This window comes from Vibrio sp. THAF190c (genome assembly GCF_009363355.1).
GTDB classification, from domain to species: Bacteria; Pseudomonadota; Gammaproteobacteria; order Enterobacterales; family Vibrionaceae; genus Vibrio; species Vibrio fortis_A.
Genome location: NZ_CP045338.1, coordinates 235,382 through 258,489 on the forward strand (window position 1 = coordinate 235,382; position 23,108 = coordinate 258,489).

The 23,108-nt window shown below is 46.4% G+C and carries 21 protein-coding genes; 9 read left to right on the forward strand and 12 right to left on the reverse strand.

Annotated features, from left to right (window positions below; all coding sequences use genetic code 11):
• Positions 1 to 29 precede the first annotated feature (29 nt).
• Positions 30 to 1,562 carry a 2,3-bisphosphoglycerate-independent phosphoglycerate mutase gene (gpmM, locus tag FIV04_RS01055; protein ID WP_152468040.1) on the forward strand — a complete coding sequence of 511 codons (1,533 nt, stop codon included), beginning with the start codon at positions 30 to 32 and terminating at the stop codon, positions 1,560 to 1,562.
• 213 nt (positions 1,563 to 1,775) lie between these two features.
• Here gpmM and FIV04_RS01060 read toward each other — a convergent pair whose 3' ends face one another.
• Both FIV04_RS01060 and FIV04_RS01065 read right to left on the reverse strand, forming a co-directional pair.
• Positions 1,776 to 2,255 carry a methylated-DNA--[protein]-cysteine S-methyltransferase gene (locus FIV04_RS01060; RefSeq protein WP_152468041.1) on the reverse strand — a complete coding sequence of 160 codons (480 nt, stop codon included), beginning with the start codon at positions 2,253 to 2,255 and terminating at the stop codon, positions 1,776 to 1,778.
• 244 nt (positions 2,256 to 2,499) lie between these two features.
• Entirely contained in the window at positions 2,500 to 3,825 is a 1,326-nt protein-coding gene (locus tag FIV04_RS01065; protein WP_152468042.1) for an MATE family efflux transporter, read from the reverse strand.
• Positions 3,826 to 4,326: 501 nt separating this feature from the next.
• Here FIV04_RS01065 and FIV04_RS01070 point away from each other — a divergent pair.
• The 5 genes from FIV04_RS01070 (at position 4,327) to FIV04_RS01090 (ending at position 9,523) form a co-directional block, all read left to right on the forward strand.
• On the forward strand, positions 4,327 to 4,617 hold the full coding sequence (locus FIV04_RS01070; RefSeq protein ID WP_032551221.1) for a co-chaperone GroES: 291 nt from the start codon (positions 4,327 to 4,329) through the stop codon (positions 4,615 to 4,617).
• 52 nt (positions 4,618 to 4,669) lie between these two features.
• On the forward strand, positions 4,670 to 6,316 hold the full coding sequence (gene groL / locus FIV04_RS01075; RefSeq protein WP_152468043.1) for a chaperonin GroEL: 1,647 nt from the start codon (positions 4,670 to 4,672) through the stop codon (positions 6,314 to 6,316).
• 280 nt (positions 6,317 to 6,596) lie between these two features.
• The gene (locus FIV04_RS01080; protein WP_152468044.1) at positions 6,597 to 6,938 is read left to right on the forward strand and encodes a four helix bundle protein; all 342 of its coding nucleotides are present in this window, start codon (positions 6,597 to 6,599) and stop codon (positions 6,936 to 6,938) included.
• Between the two features lie 355 nt (positions 6,939 to 7,293).
• Positions 7,294 to 7,851, forward strand: a complete 558-nt coding sequence (locus tag FIV04_RS01085) for a hypothetical protein (RefSeq protein ID WP_032551226.1) — start codon at positions 7,294 to 7,296, stop codon at positions 7,849 to 7,851.
• Positions 7,852 to 8,083: 232 nt separating this feature from the next.
• A complete protein-coding gene (locus tag FIV04_RS01090; protein WP_253895390.1) occupies positions 8,084 to 9,523 on the forward strand; it encodes a diguanylate cyclase in 1,440 nt (479 codons plus the stop codon).
• A 76-nt stretch (positions 9,524 to 9,599) separates the two neighbouring features.
• Here the strand turns inward: FIV04_RS01090 and FIV04_RS01095 are convergent, their stop codons facing one another.
• The 3 genes from FIV04_RS01095 to epmB form a co-directional block, all read right to left on the reverse strand.
• A complete protein-coding gene (locus FIV04_RS01095; RefSeq protein ID WP_032551229.1) occupies positions 9,600 to 10,091 on the reverse strand; it encodes an MgtC/SapB family protein in 492 nt (163 codons plus the stop codon).
• Positions 10,092 to 10,196: 105 nt separating this feature from the next.
• Positions 10,197 to 10,709: a prepilin-type N-terminal cleavage/methylation domain-containing protein gene (locus FIV04_RS01100; RefSeq protein ID WP_152468046.1), complete on the reverse strand. Its 513-nt coding sequence runs from the start codon at positions 10,707 to 10,709 to the stop codon at positions 10,197 to 10,199.
• Positions 10,710 to 10,721: 12 nt separating this feature from the next.
• The gene (gene epmB / locus FIV04_RS01105; RefSeq protein ID WP_152468047.1) at positions 10,722 to 11,744 is read right to left on the reverse strand and encodes an EF-P beta-lysylation protein EpmB; all 1,023 of its coding nucleotides are present in this window, start codon (positions 11,742 to 11,744) and stop codon (positions 10,722 to 10,724) included.
• 33 nt (positions 11,745 to 11,777) lie between these two features.
• Here epmB and efp point away from each other — a divergent pair, with 33 nt between their 5' ends.
• Both efp and FIV04_RS01115 read left to right on the forward strand, forming a co-directional pair.
• Positions 11,778 to 12,344: an elongation factor P gene (gene efp / locus FIV04_RS01110; RefSeq protein WP_032551233.1), complete on the forward strand. Its 567-nt coding sequence runs from the start codon at positions 11,778 to 11,780 to the stop codon at positions 12,342 to 12,344.
• 266 nt (positions 12,345 to 12,610) lie between these two features.
• Positions 12,611 to 14,014 (forward strand): SPFH domain-containing protein, encoded by a 1,404-nt coding sequence (locus tag FIV04_RS01115; RefSeq protein ID WP_152468048.1) that lies wholly within the window; start codon positions 12,611 to 12,613, stop codon positions 14,012 to 14,014.
• Positions 14,015 to 14,152: 138 nt separating this feature from the next.
• Here the strand turns inward: FIV04_RS01115 and FIV04_RS01120 are convergent, their stop codons facing one another.
• From FIV04_RS01120 to frdA, 5 genes are all read right to left on the reverse strand, one after another.
• Positions 14,153 to 15,163 carry a histidine ammonia-lyase gene (locus FIV04_RS01120; RefSeq protein ID WP_152468049.1) on the reverse strand — a complete coding sequence of 337 codons (1,011 nt, stop codon included), beginning with the start codon at positions 15,161 to 15,163 and terminating at the stop codon, positions 14,153 to 14,155.
• A gap of 464 nt (positions 15,164 to 15,627) precedes the next feature.
• On the reverse strand, positions 15,628 to 16,005 hold the full coding sequence (gene frdD, locus FIV04_RS01125) for a fumarate reductase subunit FrdD (RefSeq protein ID WP_032551235.1): 378 nt from the start codon (positions 16,003 to 16,005) through the stop codon (positions 15,628 to 15,630).
• 11 nt (positions 16,006 to 16,016) lie between these two features.
• Positions 16,017 to 16,400 carry a fumarate reductase subunit FrdC gene (frdC, locus tag FIV04_RS01130; protein ID WP_152468050.1) on the reverse strand — a complete coding sequence of 128 codons (384 nt, stop codon included), beginning with the start codon at positions 16,398 to 16,400 and terminating at the stop codon, positions 16,017 to 16,019.
• A gap of 1 nt (position 16,401) precedes the next feature.
• The gene (locus tag FIV04_RS01135; RefSeq protein ID WP_152468051.1) at positions 16,402 to 17,166 is read right to left on the reverse strand and encodes a succinate dehydrogenase/fumarate reductase iron-sulfur subunit; all 765 of its coding nucleotides are present in this window, start codon (positions 17,164 to 17,166) and stop codon (positions 16,402 to 16,404) included.
• Positions 17,166 to 18,983 (reverse strand): fumarate reductase (quinol) flavoprotein subunit, encoded by a 1,818-nt coding sequence (frdA, locus tag FIV04_RS01140; protein WP_152468052.1) that lies wholly within the window; start codon positions 18,981 to 18,983, stop codon positions 17,166 to 17,168. The genes FIV04_RS01135 and frdA overlap by 1 nt, the downstream gene beginning before the upstream one ends.
• Before the next feature lie 429 nt (positions 18,984 to 19,412).
• Between frdA and epmA the strand changes: the two genes are divergently transcribed.
• Positions 19,413 to 20,387, forward strand: coding sequence for an elongation factor P--(R)-beta-lysine ligase (gene epmA, locus FIV04_RS01145; protein ID WP_152469509.1), 975 nt, complete (start codon positions 19,413 to 19,415; stop codon positions 20,385 to 20,387).
• A 37-nt stretch (positions 20,388 to 20,424) separates the two neighbouring features.
• Here the strand turns inward: epmA and FIV04_RS01150 are convergent, their stop codons facing one another.
• Together FIV04_RS01150 and FIV04_RS01155 are read right to left on the reverse strand one after the other, a co-directional pair.
• Entirely contained in the window at positions 20,425 to 21,312 is an 888-nt protein-coding gene (locus FIV04_RS01150) for a DMT family transporter (RefSeq protein ID WP_152468053.1), read from the reverse strand.
• A gap of 184 nt (positions 21,313 to 21,496) precedes the next feature.
• On the reverse strand, positions 21,497 to 22,912 hold the full coding sequence (locus FIV04_RS01155) for a DASS family sodium-coupled anion symporter (RefSeq protein ID WP_152468054.1): 1,416 nt from the start codon (positions 22,910 to 22,912) through the stop codon (positions 21,497 to 21,499).
• Positions 22,913 to 23,108 lie beyond the last annotated feature (196 nt).

Consider the following 23,108-nt stretch of genomic DNA (forward strand, 5'->3'; position numbering starts at 1 on the left):
TTTATTTTGAATTGAACGAGGTCAGTCCTATGTCAGCTAAGAAGCCTATGGCTCTAGTGATTCTTGACGGTTACGGTCACCGTGAAGACACAGCAAATAACGCAATCGCGAATGCAAAAACTCCATTTATCGATAGCCTGTTTGCTAACAAACCAAACACACTAATCTCTGCTTCTGGTATGGACGTAGGTCTACCTGACGGTCAAATGGGTAACTCAGAAGTTGGTCACACTAACATCGGTGCTGGTCGCGTTGTATACCAAGATCTAACTCGTATCACTAAATCTATCGCTGACGGTGAATTCGCTGAAACGCCTGCTCTAGTAGAAGCGATTGACTCAGCGGTTAAAGCTGAGAAAGCAGTTCACATCATGGGTCTTATGTCTCCAGGTGGCGTGCACTCTCACGAAGACCACATCTACGCAGCAGTTGAAATGGCAGCAGCACGTGGCGCTGAGAAGATCTACCTACACTGCTTCCTAGACGGCCGTGACACGCCGCCACGTAGTGCAGAAAACTCTCTACAACGTTTCCAAGATCTATTCGCTAAACTAGGTAAAGGCCGTGTTGCTTCTTTAGTTGGTCGTTACTACGCAATGGACCGTGACAACAACTGGGATCGCGTTCAAGTAGCTTACGATCTTCTAACGCTAGGTAAAGCGGAATTCACAGCTGAGTCTGCAGTTGCAGGTCTAGAAGCGGCTTACGCTCGTGAAGAGAACGATGAATTCGTTAAAGCAACGGCTATCAAAGCTGAAGGTCAAGAAAACGCAGCTATCGTAGACGGCGATGCAGTAATCTTCATGAACTACCGTGCTGACCGTGCACGTCAAATCACTCGTACTTTCGTACCTGGTTTCGACGGCTTCGAGCGTGAAGTGTTCCCTGCAATCAACTTTGTAATGCTAACGCAATATGCAGCCGATATCCCACTAGCTATCGCATTCCCACCTGCTTCTCTAGAGAATACATACGGTGAGTGGTTATCTAAACAAGGTCAAACTCAGCTACGTATTTCTGAAACTGAGAAATACGCGCACGTTACATTCTTCTTCAACGGTGGTGTTGAGACCGAATTTGAAGGTGAAGAGCGTCAGTTAGTTGCTTCTCCAAAAGTTGCGACTTACGACCTACAACCAGAAATGAGCTCTGCTGAGCTAACAGAGAAGATGGTTGCGGCTATCAAGTCTGGTAAGTACGACACTATCATCTGTAACTACCCGAACCCAGATATGGTTGGTCACACTGGTGTTTATGAAGCTGCAGAAAAAGCTATCGAAGCAATGGACGAGTGTGTTGCTAAAGTAACAGCAGCTATCGAAGAAGTAGGCGGTCAAATGCTGATCACTGCTGACCACGGTAATGCAGAAATGATGGTAGATCCAGAGACGGGTGGTATCCACACTGCTCACACTAACCTACCAGTTCCTCTAATCTACGTTGGTGACAAAGAAGTTGAGTTCAAAGAAGGCGGTAAACTGTCTGACCTAGCTCCAACTATGCTTTCTCTAGTAGGTCTAGAAATCCCATCAGAAATGACGGGTGAAGTTCTGGTTAAATAGCTTTTAACTAGTATCGAATACTGAAACGGCTGCACGCGAGTGTGGCCGTTTTTTGTATTTAGGGATAAGGAAAAGATGCGAGATGCTCAAAAGCAGATGCGGGATACGGGTAAACGAGATGAGAAAAGCGTAAGAGCGGGAGCATGTGCGAGTTAGCGGGTCACGAACAAAAGAGAACCGTTACATATTTTCGCATCCCGAATCTCGTCACTCTCATCTTGTTTTCATCTTCCTTTCAAAATCTAGCAACCATTCTTTGCGGTTCATTCCACCGGTGTAGCCAGTTAAAGTACCATTAGCGCCAATCACACGGTGACAGGGCACTACGATGCTGAAAGGGTTCTTGCCGTTTGCACCACCGACAGCTCGTACGGCTTTAGGGTTATTCATTCGCTTAGCTTGTTCACCGTAGCTAATAGTTTCGCCATAAGGAATGGTAGTAAGTGCTTGCCAAGCTGCTTTTTGAAAGTCGGTGCCTATAGTCGCTTTTAAAGGTAGGTCGAATTCGATTCTCGTACCTGCAAAGTATTCATCTAGCTGCTTCGTCGCAAGGCTACAAAGTTCGTCAGGGTTGCTCGTAATGGACTCATCATGATTTACATGGTCGATCTCAATAATCGAGTCGCCATCGCTAATAATGATCATCTTGCCAATTGGTGCATCATAGACCGATTTAAAACTCTTCGCTGTCATACTTATTTCCCTAAACTAATTCATTACGCGTGAAAGATTCCCTACTACGCTCGTCCCTCGCTATAGGGAATGACGAGGTTTAAGTAGAGTGCTATTTTGGGGGCATATCTGCGCTTACGCTCTTAAAGTCCCTTCGCATCCCGCCACTCGAACCTTGTATCTGCTCTAACAACCCCTTCACATCCCGCCACTCGAATCTCACATCTGCTCTATTAATCTCTTCGCATCTCGATACTCGTATCCCTCATCTGCCCCTTAACCTCAACGCATAACAATACCCAGCAATACCACCTGCGATGTTCCCTAACGCCAAGCCAATAAACAGACCTTCGATGCCGTCAAGTACGCTACCTATCCAAGCAAAAGGTAGAGTGAATAGGAACAGGCGCATAAAACTCCATTGGAAGGCTTTGAGTGGCTTGTGCATCGCGTTCATGCCGCTAATCAGCATCATTACTATGCCTTGGAAACCATAGCTGAAGGGTACGACTAACAAGTAGTGCCATAAGATGTCGCGAACCGATTCTTCTTGAGAGAAAAGGGCAGCTAGCGGAATGCTGAGTGGTACCATCATCAAGAAGATGAGCCCTTGAAACAACACTGCAAAGCGCATGCTAAGAAATAGGGCTTTGAAACTGCGTTGAGGGTTATTAGCACCAAAGTTTTGTGCCATAAAAGGGGTGAGGGCTGAGGTGAGTGACATCAATACAATAATCAATATCGACTCAATACGCTGCGCAGCACCATAAGCTGCCACAGCCTCGGTACCTTGTTTGGCGAGCATCATCATAATAATCGCGCCAGCTAAAGGGTTAAGCGCATTAGATAGGGCAGCTGGCGTGCCAATGGTAAGGATCTGCTTCCAATCGTTGAGCATATCTTTTGGCTTGGGCAATGCTAATAGCTTCTCGCGTATAATGAGCACGTAAAGTGAGCCGCACAACGCACCAAACCAACTAAATCCACTCGCAATTGCAGCGCCTTGAATACCTAGTTCTGGGAAAGGTCCGTAACCAAATATCAGCAGCGGGTCGAGCACACCATTGATAAGGCCTGCCAACATCATAATCTTGGCCGGCGTTTTGGTATCACCACTGGCACGAATAGCGCTGTTGCCTGCCATTGGAACAACAAGCAATGGAATCGTGAGATACCACACCAACATGTATTCGGATATCAATGGCAGCAGTTCTGGCTGAGCTCCAAGCGCACTAAACAAAGGCTCTAATGTAAAGATGCCGAGCGTTGAAGCACTAATGACGAGGATTACGGCCAGCAGTAGTCCGTGCGCGGTAAAGCGTGCTGCATTCTCGGAACAGCCTTTTCCAAGCAGGCGGCCAATGCTGGTAGACAAGCCAACCCCAATCCCCATCGTGATGCAGTTAATGGCAAAGGTAATTGGGAAGGTAAAGCTTACGGCTGCGAGTGCTTGTGTACCAAGCAGTGAGATAAAGAAGGTATCAACAAGGTTGAACATCAAGATCGCCACCATACCGAAGATGGTCGGTATGGTCATGGTTCGCAATGTCTCTACTATGGGAGCAGTCAAAAGCCCGTGCTTATCTCGCATGTACAACGCCGTAAAAACTAAAAGCGTAGGATAAACAGATGTGGGCGGGAAGGGAAGGAAAGCAGATGAGGGATTCGAGTAAACGAGATACGAAGGGCGGGAGTAGTCGATGCGAACGGTTTTTGAACAGTTATAAGTAGCTTCGTCATTCCCTATAGCGAGGCACGAGCGTAGTAGGGAATCTCTTACGACTATCTAGTTATTCGCGCGTTGTTTGAGATTCCAGACACTTCGTTCCTCAGTTCTGGAATGACGGATAAGCCCAGATGAGGGGCACGGGGTACGAAACGCCTTTTGCTCTTCGCTACTCGTATACTCGAATCTCGTCACTGCTCTTATTCTCTTCGCATCTCGTTCACTCTCATCCCGTATCTGTTCTTCCGATCACAAATTTTTCCTCTCACCCCTTGGGATCTTTCACTTCGCCCCAACATACTGATTAATCCCATGCCAATCGTGGCAACTATCAAATTAAATGGAAATTATCAGGAGATAAGACCGATGAATATCCGTCCTCTACACGACCGAGTTATCGTTGAGCGCCAAGAAGTTGAATCTAAATCTGCTGGTGGCATCGTTCTAACTGGTTCTGCCGCTGAAAAATCAACTCGCGGTGTAATTCTAGCTGTGGGTAAAGGCCGCATCCTAGAAAATGGTTCAGTACAACCATTGGACGTTAAAGTTGGCGACACTGTTATCTTTGCTGAAGGCTACGGCACTAAAACAGAAAAGATCGACGGCAAAGAAGTTCTGATCATGTCTGAAAACGACATCATGGCGATCGTTGAGTAATCCGCGCTATACAAACTGAACTGACTGAATAAAGAATTTAAAGGAAATAAAGATGGCTGCTAAAGACGTTAAATTTGGTAACGACGCACGAGTTAAAATGCTAGAAGGTGTAAACGTTCTGGCTGACGCAGTAAAAGTAACGTTAGGTCCTAAAGGTCGTAACGTTGTTCTAGACAAATCATTTGGCGCACCAACTATCACTAAAGATGGTGTTTCTGTTGCACGTGAAATCGAGCTTGAAGACAAGTTCCAAAACATGGGTGCGCAAATGGTTAAAGAAGTCGCTTCACAAGCGAACGACGCTGCGGGTGACGGTACGACTACGGCAACTGTTCTTGCTCAAGCTATCGTAAACGAAGGCCTAAAAGCCGTTGCTGCTGGCATGAACCCAATGGATCTTAAGCGCGGCATCGACAAAGCTGTTGCTGCAGCAGTTGAAGAGCTAAAAGCACTTTCAGTTCCATGTGCAGATACTAAAGCTATCGCACAAGTAGGTACTATTTCTGCAAACTCTGACGCGACAGTAGGTAACATCATTGCTGAAGCGATGGAAAAAGTAGGTCGTGATGGCGTTATCACAGTTGAAGAAGGTCAAGCACTGCAAGACGAGCTAGACGTAGTTGAAGGTATGCAGTTCGACCGCGGTTACCTATCTCCTTACTTCATCAACAACCAAGAAGCAGGTTCTGTTGATCTAGAGAGCCCATTCATCCTTCTTATCGACAAAAAAGTTTCAAATATCCGTGAACTTCTTCCAACTCTAGAAGCGGTTGCTAAAGCATCTCGTCCACTTCTAATCATCGCTGAAGATGTAGAAGGCGAAGCGCTTGCGACTCTAGTTGTGAACAACATGCGCGGTATCGTGAAAGTTGCTGCTGTTAAAGCACCTGGTTTTGGTGACCGTCGTAAAGCAATGCTACAAGACATCGCTATCCTGACTGGCGGTACGGTTATCTCTGAAGAGATCGGTCTAGACCTTGAGAAAGTAACGTTAGAAGACCTAGGTCAAGCTAAGCGCGTGACTATCACTAAAGAAAACTCAACTATCATCGATGGTGCGGGTGAAGAAGCAATGATCCAAGGTCGTGTTGCTCAAATCCGTCAACAAATCGAAGATGCGACTTCTGACTACGACAAAGAGAAACTACAAGAGCGCGTTGCTAAACTAGCAGGCGGTGTTGCAGTGATCAAAGTTGGCGCTGCGACTGAAGTTGAAATGAAAGAGAAGAAAGATCGCGTAGAAGACGCACTTCACGCAACTCGCGCTGCAGTTGAAGAAGGTGTGGTTGCTGGTGGTGGTGTTGCACTTATCCGTGTTGCTTCTAAAGTTGCTGGCCTTGAAGGTGACAACGAAGAGCAAAACGTTGGTATCCGCGTTGCACTACGTGCAATGGAAGCGCCAATCCGTCAAATCACGAAGAACGCAGGTGACGAAGAGTCAGTGGTTGCGAACAACGTGAAAGGCGGCGAAGGTTCTTACGGCTACAACGCTGCTACTGGTGAATACGGCGACATGATCGCAATGGGTATCCTAGATCCAACTAAGGTTACTCGTTCTGCTCTACAATTCGCTGCATCAGTTGCTGGTCTAATGATCACAACAGAAGCGATGGTAACAGACCTACCACAAAAAGACGCTCCAGCCATGCCTGACATGGGTGGCATGGGCGGTATGGGTGGCATGGGCGGTATGATGTAATCACTCCTCGCTATTCATAGTGAAATTGAAAACGGAGACTTCGGTCTCCGTTTTTTGGTTTTTGAGGAGCAGATACGAGATGCGGGTAAACGAGATGCGAAGAGAGTTAGGGCAGATACTAGATTCGAGTAATCGAGATGCGAAAAGAATTAGAAGATTCAAAGCAGATGTGGGATGAGACAAGATTAAGGGAAATAGGTCTCGAGGTTTGGTGCTTTTTTAGAACTTTTTTATTGGGTGTTTTTGAGATGATTGGTTTTTCGATAACTGGGTAGTCGTTGTGCTTTATAGAAAACTAGATGTTTGGCAACGTAGTCGTCTTTTGTCGATATCTGTTTATAGGGAAATGGACACTTGCCGTGATTATGGGTTCAAAGATCAGATTACGCGCAGCGCATTGTCTGTACCCAGCAATATTGCTGAAGGCTGTGAGAGAAAATCCTTAAAAGAACGCCAGCGATTTTTTGCAATTGCCAAAGGCTCAATAGGGGAATTTGCTACCCAAGCCGATATCGGGTCTGAAGTTGGATTTGTGCCCAAAGACGTTGCGGCTAGGTGGCAATCTGAAGCACTTCAGATATCTCGCATGTTAGGCGCCCTAATCAAATCGCTAGAACAGTAAACCTTCTCGCTCTTCGTATCTCACTCTCTCTCATCCGCCTTTAATCTTTTCGCATCTCGTTCACTCGTATCTCTCATCTCTTCTTTTGTTCATCCGCTCTTATTCCTTTCGTATCTCGCCACTCGTATCCCGTATCTTCTCTCCTCTCATCCGCTTTTAATCTTTTCTCATCCCGCCACTCGCATCCCGCATCTGCTCCTATCTGCTCTATACTCAAAAAGACAGTTATGACATTGATTTAACATGGATGGCTGTTAGATAAAGCAAAATAATGAGATAACTCTTTGATTGTTAGTTAACTTATCGATCGCTAATTAACTTCTCAATCGCGGATTCAGTCAGTGGAGACTCCCCAATGAAAAAACTACTTTCAGTACTTGCAGTATCAGCAGCGGTAATGGCTCCAGCGGCCTTTGCTTCATCGCCTGTGATGTTCTCAACAATCAATGGATTCAACGCACCAGATTCTGATGCCGTTGGTGGTGTGCGCGTGGCGCTATTGCACGGTCAAGTGAACGACCTAAAAGGTCTCGACCTTGCGGTGATTGGTATGTCTGAAACTCAAACGACGACCGGTGTAAACCTTGGCTTCTTTGGCGCGTCTAAGGTGAACCAAGAGATGACAGGTGCATCTTTGGGTTTCTTTAACTGGAATGAAGGCCAAACAACCGGTGTTAACTTGGGTGCTGTGAACATTACCAATAATGTAAAAGGTGCTAACGTGAGTTTCGTTAACTACTCGAAAGGCGACACCTTGGTCGATGTGGGTGCAGCGAACTTGTCTGAGGTATCGACGGTACAAGTGGGTATCTTCAACAAAACAAACAAGATTGAAGGCGTGCAAGTTGGTCTGATTAACTGTGCAGACAACGGTTTCTTCCCTTGCTTCCCAATCGTTAACTTCGCTAAATAACGACTGAAATAAAAAGTTAAGTCATTATGAGCACCTGGTCAGTTTGGTCAGGTGTTCATTGTCTATCTCATCCTCCTCGCTGCTCTGCGATTAATAAGCAACTTGTTTTGTATTTTTTATCTGTTCAGGACTGGACGATAGTAAACATTTCGGTACAATGTGCGGCAAAAATTAAACACAAACTACCTTTGCTTTGATTAACTACCAAACTCTCGATTTTAAAAAGGCCCTACTGGGTCTCACCGCTTTATTCTTATTAGTATTGAGCTTATTACTTGTTGATTCAGCGGAAGAATCAGATGCCCTATATTGGATTGAAAATCAAAGGGTGAGCCAGTCTCTGGAAGAGCTCACGCAGATCATTAATGCACTTGAATACAACATCACGGCCTTGTATCCGCTCCATGGTGACACCTACGCTTTCTCTCATACGCGAAAAATTGATGGCGAAACCTGTTACTTTTCTAGCGAGGAGCAGTCACAACCACGCTTTGACTTCATGTTTTCTGGCCCTATTGAGATGTGTGACCCGCGCTCACAGCTCAATGTGGAGGCGAGCAAGCGTTTGTTTATCGCGCCAACCATGGCTTACTTTGCGAATACTATCGACACCATCTCGGCGATTTACTTTATCTCTAAAGAGAAGTTTATCATCTCTTCTCCCTCTGATTTCGCCAGCTATATTCAGGGGGATACCTTTGATTCGGTGGTGAATAGCCGCCCATATTGGATTAATACCATTCGCTTCGGGTTAACGCAGAAGAAAGACCGAGTTGTCTACACCGGCCAATACGACGATTACCTAACGGGTAAAAAAGTGGTGACGCTCACCAAAGGTATCTATGTAGACGGCGAGTTTAAAGGCGTATTGGGTGTCGATGGTTACGTCTCTAATTTGGTCTCCAATCCAAAGCATGGATACGAGATATCGAGTACGCTTGGCGTCAACAAGTACGGCTTTATGGATTTCACTCATTCGCACCCATTGTATGTTGATGGGCTGCATACCCAACTCTATCTCAACATTGAAGAGAAGAAGCGTGAGCACATACTGCATGTGTTGGAGATGGACCGCTTGCAGCTCTCTTTGCTATTGGGGCTGTTTATAACTTCGGCGCTGGTTTTATGGCGCATCTGCACTAAGCAGGAGCATCAACGTTTGAGCGAACTGGCGATGCGAGATCCTATGACGGGGCTACTCAACCGTCGTGGTTTTGAGGCAAGGTTAATGGCTCAAGACGAAGAGCCGATCATCGGTATTGGTGTGTTTGATATTGACGACTTTAAAGCGGTCAATGACAAGTATGGGCACAAGGTGGGTGATGAGGTGATTTGCCATGTGGCGCACCTAATGACCAGCAGTGTTCGCCAACGGGACATAGTGGCCCGCTTTGGTGGTGAGGAGTTCGTTGTGGCGATTACGGGTGAATCTTCTGAACTGCTGACATCGATCTTTGAGCGCATCCAGAATGATATCAGCCTACAAGGTTATCGCTGCAGTGATGGCGACCGAATCAGTGTGTCGGTGTCAGGTGGGGCGACGCTATACTCGCTCTATAAGTTCGATAGCTTAGCGCATTTATGGCAGAACCAGAGTATTCGCGCTTCGGATGAACAGCTTTATCAAGCCAAGATTTCTGGTAAGAACCAAGTCTGTATTCAGGTTTTCTAATTAATATTACAAGCAAAGCAATTGATACAACAAAGCCCAATGATCGCTCATTGGGCTTTGTATGATCGGTGTGAACCTAAGACTTATTAATGCGGCCTTTACGCATCCACTTCTGATGTACGCCTCGACGTAGGCTTTGGAAGCTGTTTTCCACTTTATCCACACCCAGCAAAATCACAATCGCTAATACTGTGATGATGACTGATTGGCTGAGATGCCCAAGGGCTATCATCATCCCTAAGGCAGCCAATACCCAGATAATGGCTGCAGACGTTACGCCATGAATCTTCCCATCTAGCGTCATCATTACTCCAGCACCCAAAAAGCCGACGCCGGTAATGATCTGACCTAACACACGCGCTTGGTCGAGCGTATTGGGTGACAGGCTTATCGCCATAGTCAGGAAGAAATAGGTGCCGCTGATGATCAAAATCGAGGTGCGAATCCCAACCGGCTTACCGCGCGTTTGACGCTCAATACCGATTAAGGAGCCGCACAACATGCACACGGCCAGTGCTGCCCAGCTGAAAGGGGCAAGGTTGAGAAATTGTTCGATGGTTTGTGACATATCACCCCTCCTAAAAATTTAGAATAGAGCCGAGTATGCTGATAATAGACCGGACGATCGAACAAAAAGTTTTTGTCTAGACGATTAATCTGTACAGATTGGTGCTTAGCAACCGCTGGTGGTCAGTTCAAAGGTTGGTTGTGCTGATGATGTAGCTTCTGTGTATTCAAGGTAGCAGTTTTCGCCTTGTTTTTTACGGCTTGATGGCGCATAGACAATGACGCCATCGGCAGCACTGACATTGGTAAAGAACCAGTCTGCTTCTCCAACGCCCCATTCTGCATCGAGAAAGGTGGATTCGATGAGCTGTGACCAAGCTTCATTATTCATCGCTGCTGGGTAACCGTGGGCGAGTAGGATGGAATCACCTTCAATGCTAATAGAAGCACTGACTGCGCGTTCTATGCCGAGTGCAGCGGCTTTACCATGCACCATCGCACTCGCACCTTCCATACCACCACGAAGGCCGTTCAATGTCGCGATGCGAGAGTCAGTTTGTAAGTTGAGAAACTTATTCGCTGCCGTCACCGAAATAATACCTAAGATGACGATCACCACTACTAGCTCAATGATGGTAAAACCTTGATTACGCGTGGTGCTGTTCGAGTACATCTTCATTTCGGTAACGTCTTATTCTAAGTGGAGGTCGAGTGGTGTTTTGCTGCTGCGGCCGCCTATCTCTCGGGTAAGCTTAGGCACAAGGTATCCTGACACTTCTGCCATCAAGCCCTGCATGTGCTGTTTTGCTTCTTCGTCCGAGATATAAAAATGGGCCGCGCCCTGTACCTTATCAAGTACATGCATATAGTAGGGTAAAACCCCAGCATCGAATAGACTTTCACTTAGATTTTTCAAAGAGTTAACACAATTGTTCACGCCTTTCAGCATAACGCCTTGGTTTAGCAGGATCACACCACTTCGTCTGAGCTTCGATAACGCGAGTTTTAACTCATCATTGATCTCATTGGCATGATTAATATGGTTTACCAGTACTACGTTAAGGCGAGATGTGCTTAGAATTTGGCACAGTTCGTTAGTAATACGTGCAGGAATCACCACAGGTAGACGGCTGTGGATGCGAACCGTCTTGATGTGCGGGATAGATTCAATCGCGTTAACTAGCCACTTCAATTCACTGTCCTTTGCCATCAATGGGTCGCCACCAGAAAGCAGCACTTCATTGATCTCTGGATGTTGAGCCACATACTCAAGGCTTGTCTGCCATACCGATTTAGAGCCCTTGTTATCTTGATAAGGGAAGTGGCGACGAAAGCAGTAACGACAGTTCACCGCGCAGCCACCTTTTACAATCATCAAAGCGCGGTTCTTGTATTTATGGAGCAGCCCCGGGATTGCGTTGTCTTGTTCTTCTAATGGATCTGCAGAGTAGCCTTCATGAACTTCGAACTCTTCGCTTAATGGCAAAACCTGACGTAATAGCGGGTCATGCGGGTTGCCTTTTTCCATTCGCTCGACAAAGCTTAACGGTACTCGCAACGCAAATAAGTTGCGTGCGGCAAAGCCTGCTTGCCATGGTGTTGGGTCTATTTCCAATGCTTCAAGGAGTTTTGTCGGGTCTGAGATCGCATTCGATAGCTGTTTGAGCCAGTTTTGCTCAACAGATTCGACTTTTCGGGTTATGATATGCGGCATTGAAATCAACTCAAAGATGTGTAAGAGGAAATCATGGCGTCAGTAAGCACCAATGAATTCAAAGGCGGTTTAAAATTCATGATGGATAACGAGCCTTGCTCAATTATCGAAAATGAATACGTTAAGCCAGGTAAAGGCCAAGCGTTTAACCGTGTTAAACTTCGTAAACTGCTGTCAGGCAAAGTGTTAGAGAAAACATTCAAGTCAGGCGATACAGTAGAACTAGCAGACGTTGTAGACGTTGATCTAGGTTACCTGTACTCAGATGGCGAGTTTTTCCACTTCATGAACAACGAGACATTCGAGCAAATCGCTGCAGATGCAAAAGCAGTTGGCGAAACAGCTAAATGGCTAGTTGAAAACGACGTATGTACTCTAACGTTGTGGAATGATAACCCTATCACAGTAACTCCGCCAAACTTTGTTGAAATCGAAGTTACGGATACAGATCCTGGCCTGAAGGGTGATACTCAAGGTACTGGTGGTAAACCAGCAACTCTAGCAACAGGTGCGGTAGTTCGTGTACCTCTATTCATCGCTATCGGTGAAGTTGTTAAAGTAGATACTCGTACTGGCGAATACGTTGGTCGTGTGAAGTAATTTACTTCAGCTATTTGATGAAAGGTCGCTTTGGCGGCCTTTTTTATTGCCTGCTGTTTTCTAGTTTTCTGACTTCCCCCGATAGAGACTTATCCCGCAAAATTAGCACAAACACGTATCATTCGTAAAAATCTTATAAATTTGATGAATCTTTCGATTATTCCTTAATGTAACAATTTGATACATTAGTCCCTGTTGTCAGTGAGTTGCATATAACTTTGATTTTTATCGATTTAACTCAATGACAATCCAATAAGGAGAATAAAATGGAAAGCAGAGGCTTCGGACAGGGTTTGAAAGTAGAAGAAAGACGTCAGCTACTACATAAAGGACTCAAAGCAGCAGTATTTGGTATTCCGCTGCTCGCATTAGGCTTAACAATTAATAGCTCAGTACTGATGACCGATGCAGGTTACAGCTACGTGCACCAAAACAACATTACTGGTGAACTTGATGTATTCACAGAGCCAGGCATTCACTTTCGTATGCCGTTTTTGTCTAAGATCACCAAGTATGACCAAGTAATCACCGTGTCATTCGGCAACAGCAAAGGGGAAGATTTCTATCAGAGATTAGATCCGGTACAGGTGCGTTTTGCTGATACCTACATCGGGCAGATCCCGGTGACGTTCCGCTTTAAGCTGAGTAACGACCCGCAAGCCGTCGAAAAGATGCATAAAGAGTTTCGTAACAACAGCAACTTGATTGATGCCTTGCTGGTGAAGAATGCGCGCAACGTGACTGTGATTACTGCAACCCAGTACACGGGTGAGGAGTTCTTCCAAGGTGGTTTGAACCAGTTTAAATCCAAACTGGGTGACCAACTGCGTGAAGGTATCTACCTGACTGAGCGTCGTCAAGTTGAAGTGGAAGAGCTAGAGCTAGCGCCTGTTGGGGCAAATCAATCAAACTCGAACCAGCTGCAGCGAACCAATCAACTGGTGTGGAAGACAGTCCCTGTCGTAGACAATACTGGTCAGCCAATTCGTCAGGATAACCCACTGCAGCAATATGGTATCCAAGTAACACAGGTGACGATTGGCGACCCTCAACCAGAGAAGCAACTAGATCAGCTATTAGCGGACAAGAAGCGTCTCGTTGCAGACCGAATCCGCGCTATTCAGGAGCAAGAGACGTCAAAAGCGCAAGCTGAGACAGAGCAACTGCGCAAAGAAATTCAACGTACTCGTGAAGTTCAAGATGCTCAGCGTAGCAAAGAACTTGCAATCATCGCGCAGCAAAAAGAGGTCGAAGTTGCACGTCAGATTGCGGAGCGTGAAATCGTAGAGGTCGAGAAGACTAAGCGACTGGCTGAGGTTGAGAAAGAGAAAGAGCTCGCGACAGCAGAAGCGAACCTAGCAATTCAGAAAGCCAATGCGTTATCTGCCGAATTTGAAGCGAAAGCGATTCTTGAAAAAGGTCGAGCGGAAGCAGAAGTACTGAAAGCGAAGTATGCGGCACTTGGTGCAAACCGCGAGGTGTATCTCGCTGAGCTGAACCGCGACGTGGCGAACTCGCTGTACAACAATCTGCAGAACTTCCAAGTACAGATGCCGCAAAACTACATCGGTGGCGGTGAAGAGACTGGCTTGAAAACCAACCTCGATGTGATTACTGGCTTCGGTGCATTAGGCTTAATGGACCAAACCAAGAAGGTCACACAGCAATAAGATCATGGGTAGTCAAAAGCTCTAATTACTCCGTGATTTAGAAAAGCAAAGGGGCAGATACCTAGGTACCTGCCTCTTTTTCTTGAATCGAACATTATCAAAACATGCGACTCTTACCCGCCAAATGACACTGCTGTTTTATTTCTTATTCGCCAAGAAGTAGGTCTCTAAGTATGTATTAAGTGGCGCAAAAGCTGGGTTTGCCCACGAGATAAACATATCATTCGCACTACCATCTAGAGTGCCAGAGCCAACTTGGCCAACCGCTTTGAATTTACTGTCTTTTGAGCCATATAGTTCACCACCACCTTCGCTGATTGCAGGGTTTACTTTGTATTCGTACATCAATCCAAGTAGCGCGCCAGGGTTCATGTTAACGCCGCTAATCGCATGGATGTCATCAACCTTACCGTTTGGTGCAGGATCTTCGCCATCTTCTGTTGCACACGGCGTATCTGTACCCAATGCTCGCTCAGAGGCGATTAGAGAAAGCTGACCGTTTCCGTACGGGCATTCATCGAAGCGAAGTGCTTCTGCGTTAATGACTTGAGCGGCAGCATCTTGGTCGACAAGTAATTGTTTGAAACTTGAGTAAGCTGTTTCTAAACCTTGGCCAAGGTGATGGCTTTTGTTGTCATCGACATAGTAATCAAACAGCTGCATTAGCTTTTGATAAGTGGTTGCACGCTGTGTCTCATCGACTCCTTCAATGTTCGTGTAAACCAGCTCAACACCATCCGCGATTTTCTTATCTTGGCTAAGTGTAATAACGAATTCTGCCTCTGGGCTCTCTTCGGTCGGTTCACTCTCCATAATGCCAATCACTAGCGTCTTTTGATTCAGTTGTTGCTTAACGGCTTCACTTGCCCAGTTGGTGTAGTTCGTTGCTTGTGTAATGACACGTTGATGATGTTCATCAGTGATTGTCGAACCAACCTTTAGCACATAGATGCCTTTCTCAAATGCACAGTGAGGAACTTCCGCTGCAGTAGAGCAGTTATCAATCGATGAAAACACCGTTACGGTCGTTGTCGGAGTTGTAGGTGGTGGTGTTGGAGTCGTGGGTGTTGTAGGTGTCGTATTGCTGTCTGATGAGCTGTTACAGCCCGTGAGAGCAAGGGGTAAGAGTGCTAAGAGTAACTGTTTCATGATATCTGCTTCTGGAATTAATTGCTGATGTTTGATTGTTCTGGCTTATCTATTGATAACGATATCATTTGGGTTAATTTCAATGTGTAAGGTGGCGTAAGTAATGTAAGCGTTTGAAAGGCGGAGAGAGTTAGATTCGAGTCAGCGAGATTCGAGATACGAAGAGCGGAAAGAACGGGAGAATAACGGGATGCGTGAGACGAAAAGAGCAACTGATTCAGAGAAGTAGAGAGCCGGGCAATAACAAAAAAGCAGAACAAGATAACCTTGTTCTGCTTCTATTTTTAAGCTCTTCGAATCTCGATTACCCGAAACTCGCATCCGCCTTCAATTAAGCTCTTCGCATCTCGATTACTCGAAACCCGCATCTGCTCTTAAGCTCTTCGCAACTCGATTACCCGAAACTCAAACCTGCTTTCAATCAAGCTCTTCGCATCTCGATTACTCGAATCCCGTATCTGCTCTTAAATCATAAACACAAAGATCACAGCCAATGCGCTGATTAGGCCTGCAAATGCGTAGCACGCGACTTTACCGGCAACACCAGTATGGAACTTAAGGTCGTGCATGCCGTGGTGAACACGGTGCATTGCGTGCCACATAGGTAGGGCGAGTGTACCAATCACAAACAGGCCACCGATGATGCTGGTGGCAAAACCAGATACACGCTCGTAGCTCATCGCTTCTGCATCGATAATGCCCATTGGTACTAAGATACCGAGTACTAGAATCGTGATTGGCGTGATCATCGCAAACCAAGTACCGCCAGCGCCAAATAGGCCCCACCAGATTGGCTCGTCAGAACGTTTAGGAGCACGATTTACTTTGTAACTTGGGTTCATAATTCAGCTCCTTAAACCACAACAAGAACGATGAGTGAGATAAATGCGACTGCCGCCCACTGACCAAGAACGATCAGTTTCTTATCAAGCAGTTTGCCCTTGATGCGAATCGGCATCACTTGCGGCATCATGCTAAAGAAGGTTTGAGCATGAATCAGGCTGCCCAGTAGCGCGACAATGTTAATGCCGACAACCAGTGGGTTTGCCATGAAGTCTAGCCAGGTTTGCCAAGACTCAGGCCCTTTCACAAGTGCGCCTAAACCAAAGGTTAAGAACACAGTGAACAGCACTAGCGGCAGTACCGTTGCTTCACGTAGCATGTAGAAGCGGTAGAACGGGTGGTTGCTCCACCACGTTCGATTCATTTGACGAACATAAGGTTTACGATTGCTCATCTTACGCCTCCTGTGCTGTTTTCTTTGGTGTGCCGTCTGGCTTGAACATAGAGATCACGAAGTCCATAGAAGACTCAACTTTGCCTTGGTTTACTGCCGCTGCTGGGTCGACTTTCTTCGGACAAACTTCAGAGCAGTAACCTACAAACGTACAGCCCCAAGCGCCGTTTTCACCATTGATAAGCTTCATGCGCTCATCTTTACCGTTATCACGGCTATCTAGGTTGTAACGGTGAGCAAGAGTCAGTGCCGCTGGGCCAATGAACTCAGGGTTCAGACCGAACTGAGGACACGCTGCGTAGCAAAGACCACAGTTGATACAACCAGCGAACTGTTTGTATTTCGCCATCTGCTCAGGTGTTTGCAGGTTGGTGCCGTCTTCTGGCTTACGGTCATTACCAATGATGTAAGGCTTAATCGCTTCTAAGCGCTCGATGAACGGCGTCATGTCGACAATCAAATCCTTCTCGATTGGGAAGTTTGCTAATGGTTCGATAGTCAGGCCGTTCGGGTAGTCACGTAAGAAGCTCTTACACGCTAGCTTTGGCACACCATCAACCATCAGGCCACAAGAACCACAGATCGCCATACGACAAGACCAACGATATGAAAGGTCTTTGTCTAGGTTATCTTTGATGTAGCCAATCGCATCAAGAACCGACATGGTTTCATCAAAAGGCACCTCGAAAGTCTGCATGTACGGTTCTGCATCTTTCTCTGGGTCGTAGCGCAGGATGTCTACTTTTTGGATACGATTCGCTGACATTACGCTTTCTCCTCTTCACGGTTCTCATCTTGAGCTGCTTTTTCAGCCGCTGCCGCTTTCTCTGCTGCTTCACCATACAGACGCGCTTTCGGTTGAGACTTGGTGATCTTAACGTCGCTGTAGTCGATGGTTGGTGCGGCATCTTCGTTGAAGAAAGATAGAGAGTGTTTTAGGAAGTTCACGTCATCACGCTCAGTGCAGTTGTCATCTAGACGTTGGTGTGCACCGCGAGATTCTTTACGTAGGATTGCTGAGTGAACCATCGCTTCCGCAACCTCTAGGCCGTAGCCAACTTCGATAGCGTAAAGTAGGTCAGTGTTGAATACTTTGCCTTTGTCTTTAATGCTAATCTTCTTGTAGCGCTGCTTAAGCTCAGTGATCTTGTTGATGGTTGCTTGCATCAGGTCTTCTTGACGGTAGATACCACAGCCTGCTTCCATGGTGTGACCCATTTCAGTACGGATATCAGCCCAGTTCTCATCGCCTTCTTGGTTCATCAGTGCTGCGATACGATCTTCGACCGCTTTCACTTGCTTAGCGATAGACTCTTCATTCCAGCCTTTGAACTCTGCTGCGCGTTTCACTGCATGCTCACCAGCTACGCGGCCAAATACCACGAACTCAGCCAGAGAGTTAGAACCTAGGCGGTTTGCACCGTGTAGGCCAACAGACGCACATTCACCAACTGCGAATAGACCCTTAATGCGAGTTTCACATTCGCCATTGGTTTCGATACCACCCATGGTGTAGTGAACTGTTGGACGGATTGGGATTGGCTCTTTTGCAGGATCAACGTTCACGTACGCTTTTGCTAATTCACAGATGAACGGTAGACGCTCTTGCAAGTACTCTTCACCAAGGTGGCGAAGATCAAGGTGTACTACATCACCAAGAGGGTGCTTGATGGTGTTGCCTTTTTGCTGCTCATGCCAGAATGCTTGGGAAACTTTGTCACGTGGACCAAGCTCCATGTATTTGTTTTTCGGCTCGCCTACTGGTGTTTCAGGGCCCATGCCATAATCTTGCAGGTAACGGTAGCCGTTCTTGTTGACGATGATACCGCCTTCACCACGACAACCTTCGGTCATCAAGATGCCAGTGCCCGGTAGGCCTGTTGGGTGGTACTGAACGAACTCCATATCACGTAGTGGCACACCGTGGCGATAAGCCATTGCCATGCCGTCGCCGGTCACGATGCCGCCGTTGGTGTTACAGTGGTAAACACGACCTGCGCCACCGGTTGCTAGAACAACTGATTTCGCCTTGATGGTAACAAGCTCACCTTCAGACATGTGAATCGCGATAAGGCCTTGTACTTCGCCTTCTTCAACGATCAAATCCACCACAAAGTACTCGTCAAATCGCTTGATTTGGTCGTACTTCATCGAAGTCTGGAACAGTGTATGAAGCATGTGGAAGCCGGTTTTATCCGCTGCGAACCACGTTCTCTCTACCTTCATACCGCCAAAGCGACGTACGTTTACTTCACCATTTTCTTTACGACTCCATGGGCAGCCCCATTGCTCCATTTGGATCATTTCACGAGTCGCGTTCTCAACAAAGTATTCAACAACATCCTGTTCACATAGCCAGTCGCCACCGCCAACCGTATCGTTGAAGTGGTTATCTAGGCTATCTTCGTCCTTGATTACTGCCGCTGAACCGCCTTCTGCCGCTACCGTATGCGAACGCATTGGGTAAACTTTAGAAATCAGTGCTACTTCTAATTCAGGATTAGCTTCAGCCGCTGCAATAGCAGTACGAAGACCAGCGCCGCCTGCGCCGATGACTGCGATATCTGTGGTAATTGTCTTCACAGTTATCCTCCAGTGTGATGCGGAGTTTTCCGCTTGTTATTATAAAAAGCCGATTTAGGAAGTTCTAAATAGTAGGAACCATTTAGCGCCCCTAAGCCTTAAGTGGTAGGTTCAGTGTATGAGAGGACGTGATTTCAAAAATTGATTTATTTAGGGTTTTGCTTCGGTAATGCAAGCGAGAGCATAAACTTTATGGGATCTGTGACTGCAGTCACGGCAAGAATTTGTTGCGTGCTACAGATAAGAGAACGTGTCGATAAATGCGGCGATATTGAGTGGTTTATTATTGATTTTGTTGATTATTATTCGCATTAACCATCAATGTCAGTGTTATAAACTTTCTGATAACTCTGCATTAAGAAAAGATGATCTTTTGCTAAACAAACGGTATCTTTCGCTCCAGTTATTTCAGTGAGTAATTCTAAAATCATGAACCAAGCCAACTGGCAGCCAGCTGCGCCGATTAAGCAGTTGAAACAACGTGCTTTATTGATTCGTCAGATCCGTGACTTCTTTTTTGAGCGTGATGTGATGGAGGTTGATACTCCAGCCATGAGTCATGCAACGGTCACCGATGTGCACCTGCACACTTTCAAAACCGAGTTTGTTGGGCCTGGGTATGCTGGTGGTCAAAAGCTGTTTTTCATGACTAGCCCTGAATTTCACATGAAACGCCTTTTAGCGGCAGGCAGCGGTTGTATTTATCAGATTGCAAAAGCCTTTCGCAATGAAGAGAACGGCCGCTACCACAACCCTGAGTTTATGATGTTGGAGTGGTACCGAGTTGGTTTTGACCATCATAAACTGATGGATGAGATGGATGATCTGCTGCAGTTGGTTCTGAAATCGGACAAGGCTGAGCGTATGACTTACCAAAACGCGTTTCTTAATGTGCTTGGGGTATGTCCATTAGAGGGTTCGATGGAAGAGCTAAAAGCTTGCGCTGGTACTTTAGGTTTGAGTGATATTGCCGATCCTGAAGAAGACAGAGACACCTTGCTCCAACTTTTATTCAGCATTGGTGTTGAGCCTAAAATTGGCCAAACGGTACCTGCATTCGTGTATGACTTCCCAGCTTCGCAAGCGGCACTCGCTAAGATTAACCCGCAAGACAATCGCGTAGCCGATCGCTTCGAGGTTTACTTTAAAGGCATTGAGTTGGCTAACGGGTTCCACGAGTTAGATAATCCGCAAGAGCAACTGCAGCGCTTTGAGGAAGATAATCAAAAACGCATTGAGATGGAGCTAGAGCCACAACCTATCGATCATCATCTCATTGAAGCGCTCAAAGCTGGCCTACCAAGCTGTGCTGGTGTGGCATTAGGTATCGACCGATTAATCATGCTTGCCATGGGACACGATCATATCGATGAAGTCACAGCGTTTCCTTTCCCACGATCTTAACTCTCATTTTGAGTCAGCTAACTTTGGCAACTTCAGATTAGCTGACTAATATTCCTGTTCCTACTACCGCGACAATCGCGCCTATCCAAGCGTAGGCGTTTGGTCTCTGCTTAGTATAAATCCATAAAATTGGCAGCAGCATAATCGGCGTTGTCGATGATAGCAGTGCCACCATACCGACGTTCCCTTCTTGCAGTGCATAGAGAATTAACGTCATACCAACCGCCATCGCAAGAAAGCCGTTGATTGCGGTAATGAACAGGATATTGCCGTTAATCGGATTCACCGCTCGCGATAACTTAGCCCCCGTCAGTCTGAATAGTGAGTGAGCAATAAAGGCGGTAATCATACGAATCGCTGAGGCGGCCACTGGGTCGATATTGGTCTGCATTACTGGCTTGGCAATAATGCCACCGAGAGCTTGGCAAATTGCGGCAGTTAGCCCTAAAGCGACGCCAATCCAAACCGTGCCTTTGATGGTTTCAAGTTGGTTGTTTGCTTGCCCTTTACGACCAAAGAAAATAGCGGTGAGCACGCCACTAAATACCAGTGCAGAACCGATAAGCTCTAGACTCGTCATGCTTTCACTAAACAAGAAGTATCCAAGAATGGCAGAGAACACGGCGTGACAAGAGAACAATAAGCCAGCTTGGCGTGGCCCCATTCGGTTCAAACAGGCAAAAAGGGCGGTATCACCAATGAAGATACCAATTAAGCCTGACAGCATCATAGGAGTGATTAAATCGGATTCTACGGTTGCCCAGCCTCCGGTTAGCCAAGCCATGGTTGAAAGCATGATAGCTGTGCAGCCCATGCGCCAACGACTATAGGCAAACGAACCTAAGTGTTGAGCCGGCTTTACCGACATTAAGCTGGCGATTGCCCACAAAAAAGCCGCCGCTAGGGCCAACCATTCAAATCCCATTACTCACATCCATGTAAAAAAGCGAAGAGAGTTAATATGCCCCAAAGCGCTGAGTTCGCAAAGGGTTTGATTAATCAAGCTCCAAAATAATACAGGTTTGAAATGAAGAAGCTCTGATAGGCGGAGAAAGGCGTCACAGCTCAATTGGATATTGAGCTGTGACGAGTTTGGATAAGAGAGGGGTTTAAACGAATAAGAACATTGCCAGATAGACAATCGCCAGACCAACGACACCCAAGATAACGCCCATTTTCGCCATGTCTTTGCTGTCGATAAGGCCAGTTGAGTAGGCGAGTGAGTTTGGTGGTGTGGATACAGGTAAAATCATGCCGAGTGATGCAGAGAAGGCGACTACGACTAGCAATCCTTGTAATCCACCAATTGCAGCCAAGCTTTCCATAGATGCACCAATGGCTGCGGCGATCGGCATCAGCAAGTTAGCGGTCGCGGTGTTAGACATGAAGTTGGCCATTAGCCAGCAGACGATAGATAACGTTAATACCACAGCAGCCGGGGAGAGTGATTCATAGTCAATTGCGTGCGCCAGTGCTGCTGCAAGTCCGGTTTTATCTAAACCAATACCAATCGCGATACCACCGGCTACCAACCACAATACGTCCCAGTTAATCAGTTTGAGCTCTTCTTTGCCCATGATGCCGGTTAAGGTAAAAACTGCTAGTGGAATGATCGACACCACATAGGTGTTCATCCCGTGCAGCTTAGTTGTCATCCAGAGAAGAATCGTTGCAGCAAAGGTGACGTAAACCACAATCGCACGCCAACTCTTTTTAAATTGACCATCTAGTCTTAACACCATGTTCTTCTGCTGAGACGGAAAGAACTTCTGTAGCAGAACCCAGGCAATCGTTAGTTGAATAATCACAAAGGGTAGACCCATCATCATCCAGCTGAGGAAGTCGATGGTGTTTTCTCCGGTCAGGTACTGCAGTGCGATAGCGTTTGGTGGTGTACCGATTGGCGTTGCAATACCACCAGTATTAGCCGCGATTGGAATACACAGTACCAAGGCTTTAATGCCTAAGTCCCCCTTGGGTGCTGACGCGACAATCGGACCGAGTAGGGCGAGCATCATCACTGTGGTGGCTGTATTCGACATGAACATGGAAAACACAGCAGTAATCAGCATCAGGCCGAGCATGATGAAGCGAGGCTCTGTTCCAAAAGGTTTTAGCAGAACGCGAGCTAAGTTGTTATCCAGTTCGTATTTCGAAGCCGCGATCGCCAACGCAAAACCACCCATAAACAGAATAATAATTGGTGACGAGAAGGCGCTGAAGATATCGGTGTATTTAATCAGCTCTCCTAAATCATGGCCTGCTGGTGGCTGCCTGAATAGGTGCAAACCTTTGTCCGATATCATAATTACTTCAAGAGTGATGATCAGGATCGAGGTGGCAAAAACCGGAACAGGTTCTAACACCCACAACAATGCTGCCAATAAGAAAATGGCCAACAGACGATGTTGAATAAGGGTCAGATCGCCAATGGGAATGGAGTCGATAGGCATAAAAAGCACACCTAACGGAATTGCAAAGCAGATCAGCAGTTTAACGAGAACGCCAACATTGAGCTTAGGCATGTGATGGAAACCCTATGAAGAAAATATCTACAAATAGAGTAAGTTATCTGATTTTTGGATACTTAGGCGACGGTTATAAAATTGCAAAGTCGTTTAACTTTTCGGCAACTGTTTTGCTTTTGGTCAATATTTGTTAATCCGCTTTGATACCGAGCAGATTGTGGATACAAAAAAGGTGAGCCATGAGCTCACCTTT

Coding starts and splice junctions, on each gene's coding strand:
- FIV04_RS01155 (WP_152468054.1), bottom strand. CDS start 22,912: ATGCCTAAGCTCAATGTTGGCGTTCTCGTTAAACTGCTGATCTGCTTT.
- FIV04_RS01065 (WP_152468042.1), bottom strand. CDS start 3,825: ATGCGAGATAAGCACGGGCTTTTGACTGCTCCCATAGTAGAGACATTG.
- FIV04_RS01115 (WP_152468048.1), top strand. CDS start 12,611: ATGGAAAGCAGAGGCTTCGGACAGGGTTTGAAAGTAGAAGAAAGACGT.
- FIV04_RS01095 (WP_032551229.1), bottom strand. CDS start 10,091: ATGTCACAAACCATCGAACAATTTCTCAACCTTGCCCCTTTCAGCTGG.
- FIV04_RS01070 (WP_032551221.1), top strand. CDS start 4,327: ATGAATATCCGTCCTCTACACGACCGAGTTATCGTTGAGCGCCAAGAA.
- frdD (WP_032551235.1), bottom strand. CDS start 16,005: ATGAACCCAAGTTACAAAGTAAATCGTGCTCCTAAACGTTCTGACGAG.
- epmA (WP_152469509.1), top strand. CDS start 19,413: ATGAACCAAGCCAACTGGCAGCCAGCTGCGCCGATTAAGCAGTTGAAA.
- FIV04_RS01085 (WP_032551226.1), top strand. CDS start 7,294: ATGAAAAAACTACTTTCAGTACTTGCAGTATCAGCAGCGGTAATGGCT.
- FIV04_RS01120 (WP_152468049.1), bottom strand. CDS start 15,163: ATGAAACAGTTACTCTTAGCACTCTTACCCCTTGCTCTCACGGGCTGT.
- epmB (WP_152468047.1), bottom strand. CDS start 11,744: ATGCCGCATATCATAACCCGAAAAGTCGAATCTGTTGAGCAAAACTGG.
- groL (WP_152468043.1), top strand. CDS start 4,670: ATGGCTGCTAAAGACGTTAAATTTGGTAACGACGCACGAGTTAAAATG.
- FIV04_RS01135 (WP_152468051.1), bottom strand. CDS start 17,166: ATGTCAGCGAATCGTATCCAAAAAGTAGACATCCTGCGCTACGACCCA.
- gpmM (WP_152468040.1), top strand. CDS start 30: ATGTCAGCTAAGAAGCCTATGGCTCTAGTGATTCTTGACGGTTACGGT.
- efp (WP_032551233.1), top strand. CDS start 11,778: ATGGCGTCAGTAAGCACCAATGAATTCAAAGGCGGTTTAAAATTCATG.
- FIV04_RS01150 (WP_152468053.1), bottom strand. CDS start 21,312: ATGGGATTTGAATGGTTGGCCCTAGCGGCGGCTTTTTTGTGGGCAATC.
- FIV04_RS01100 (WP_152468046.1), bottom strand. CDS start 10,709: ATGAAGATGTACTCGAACAGCACCACGCGTAATCAAGGTTTTACCATC.
- frdC (WP_152468050.1), bottom strand. CDS start 16,400: ATGAGCAATCGTAAACCTTATGTTCGTCAAATGAATCGAACGTGGTGG.
- FIV04_RS01060 (WP_152468041.1), bottom strand. CDS start 2,255: ATGACAGCGAAGAGTTTTAAATCGGTCTATGATGCACCAATTGGCAAG.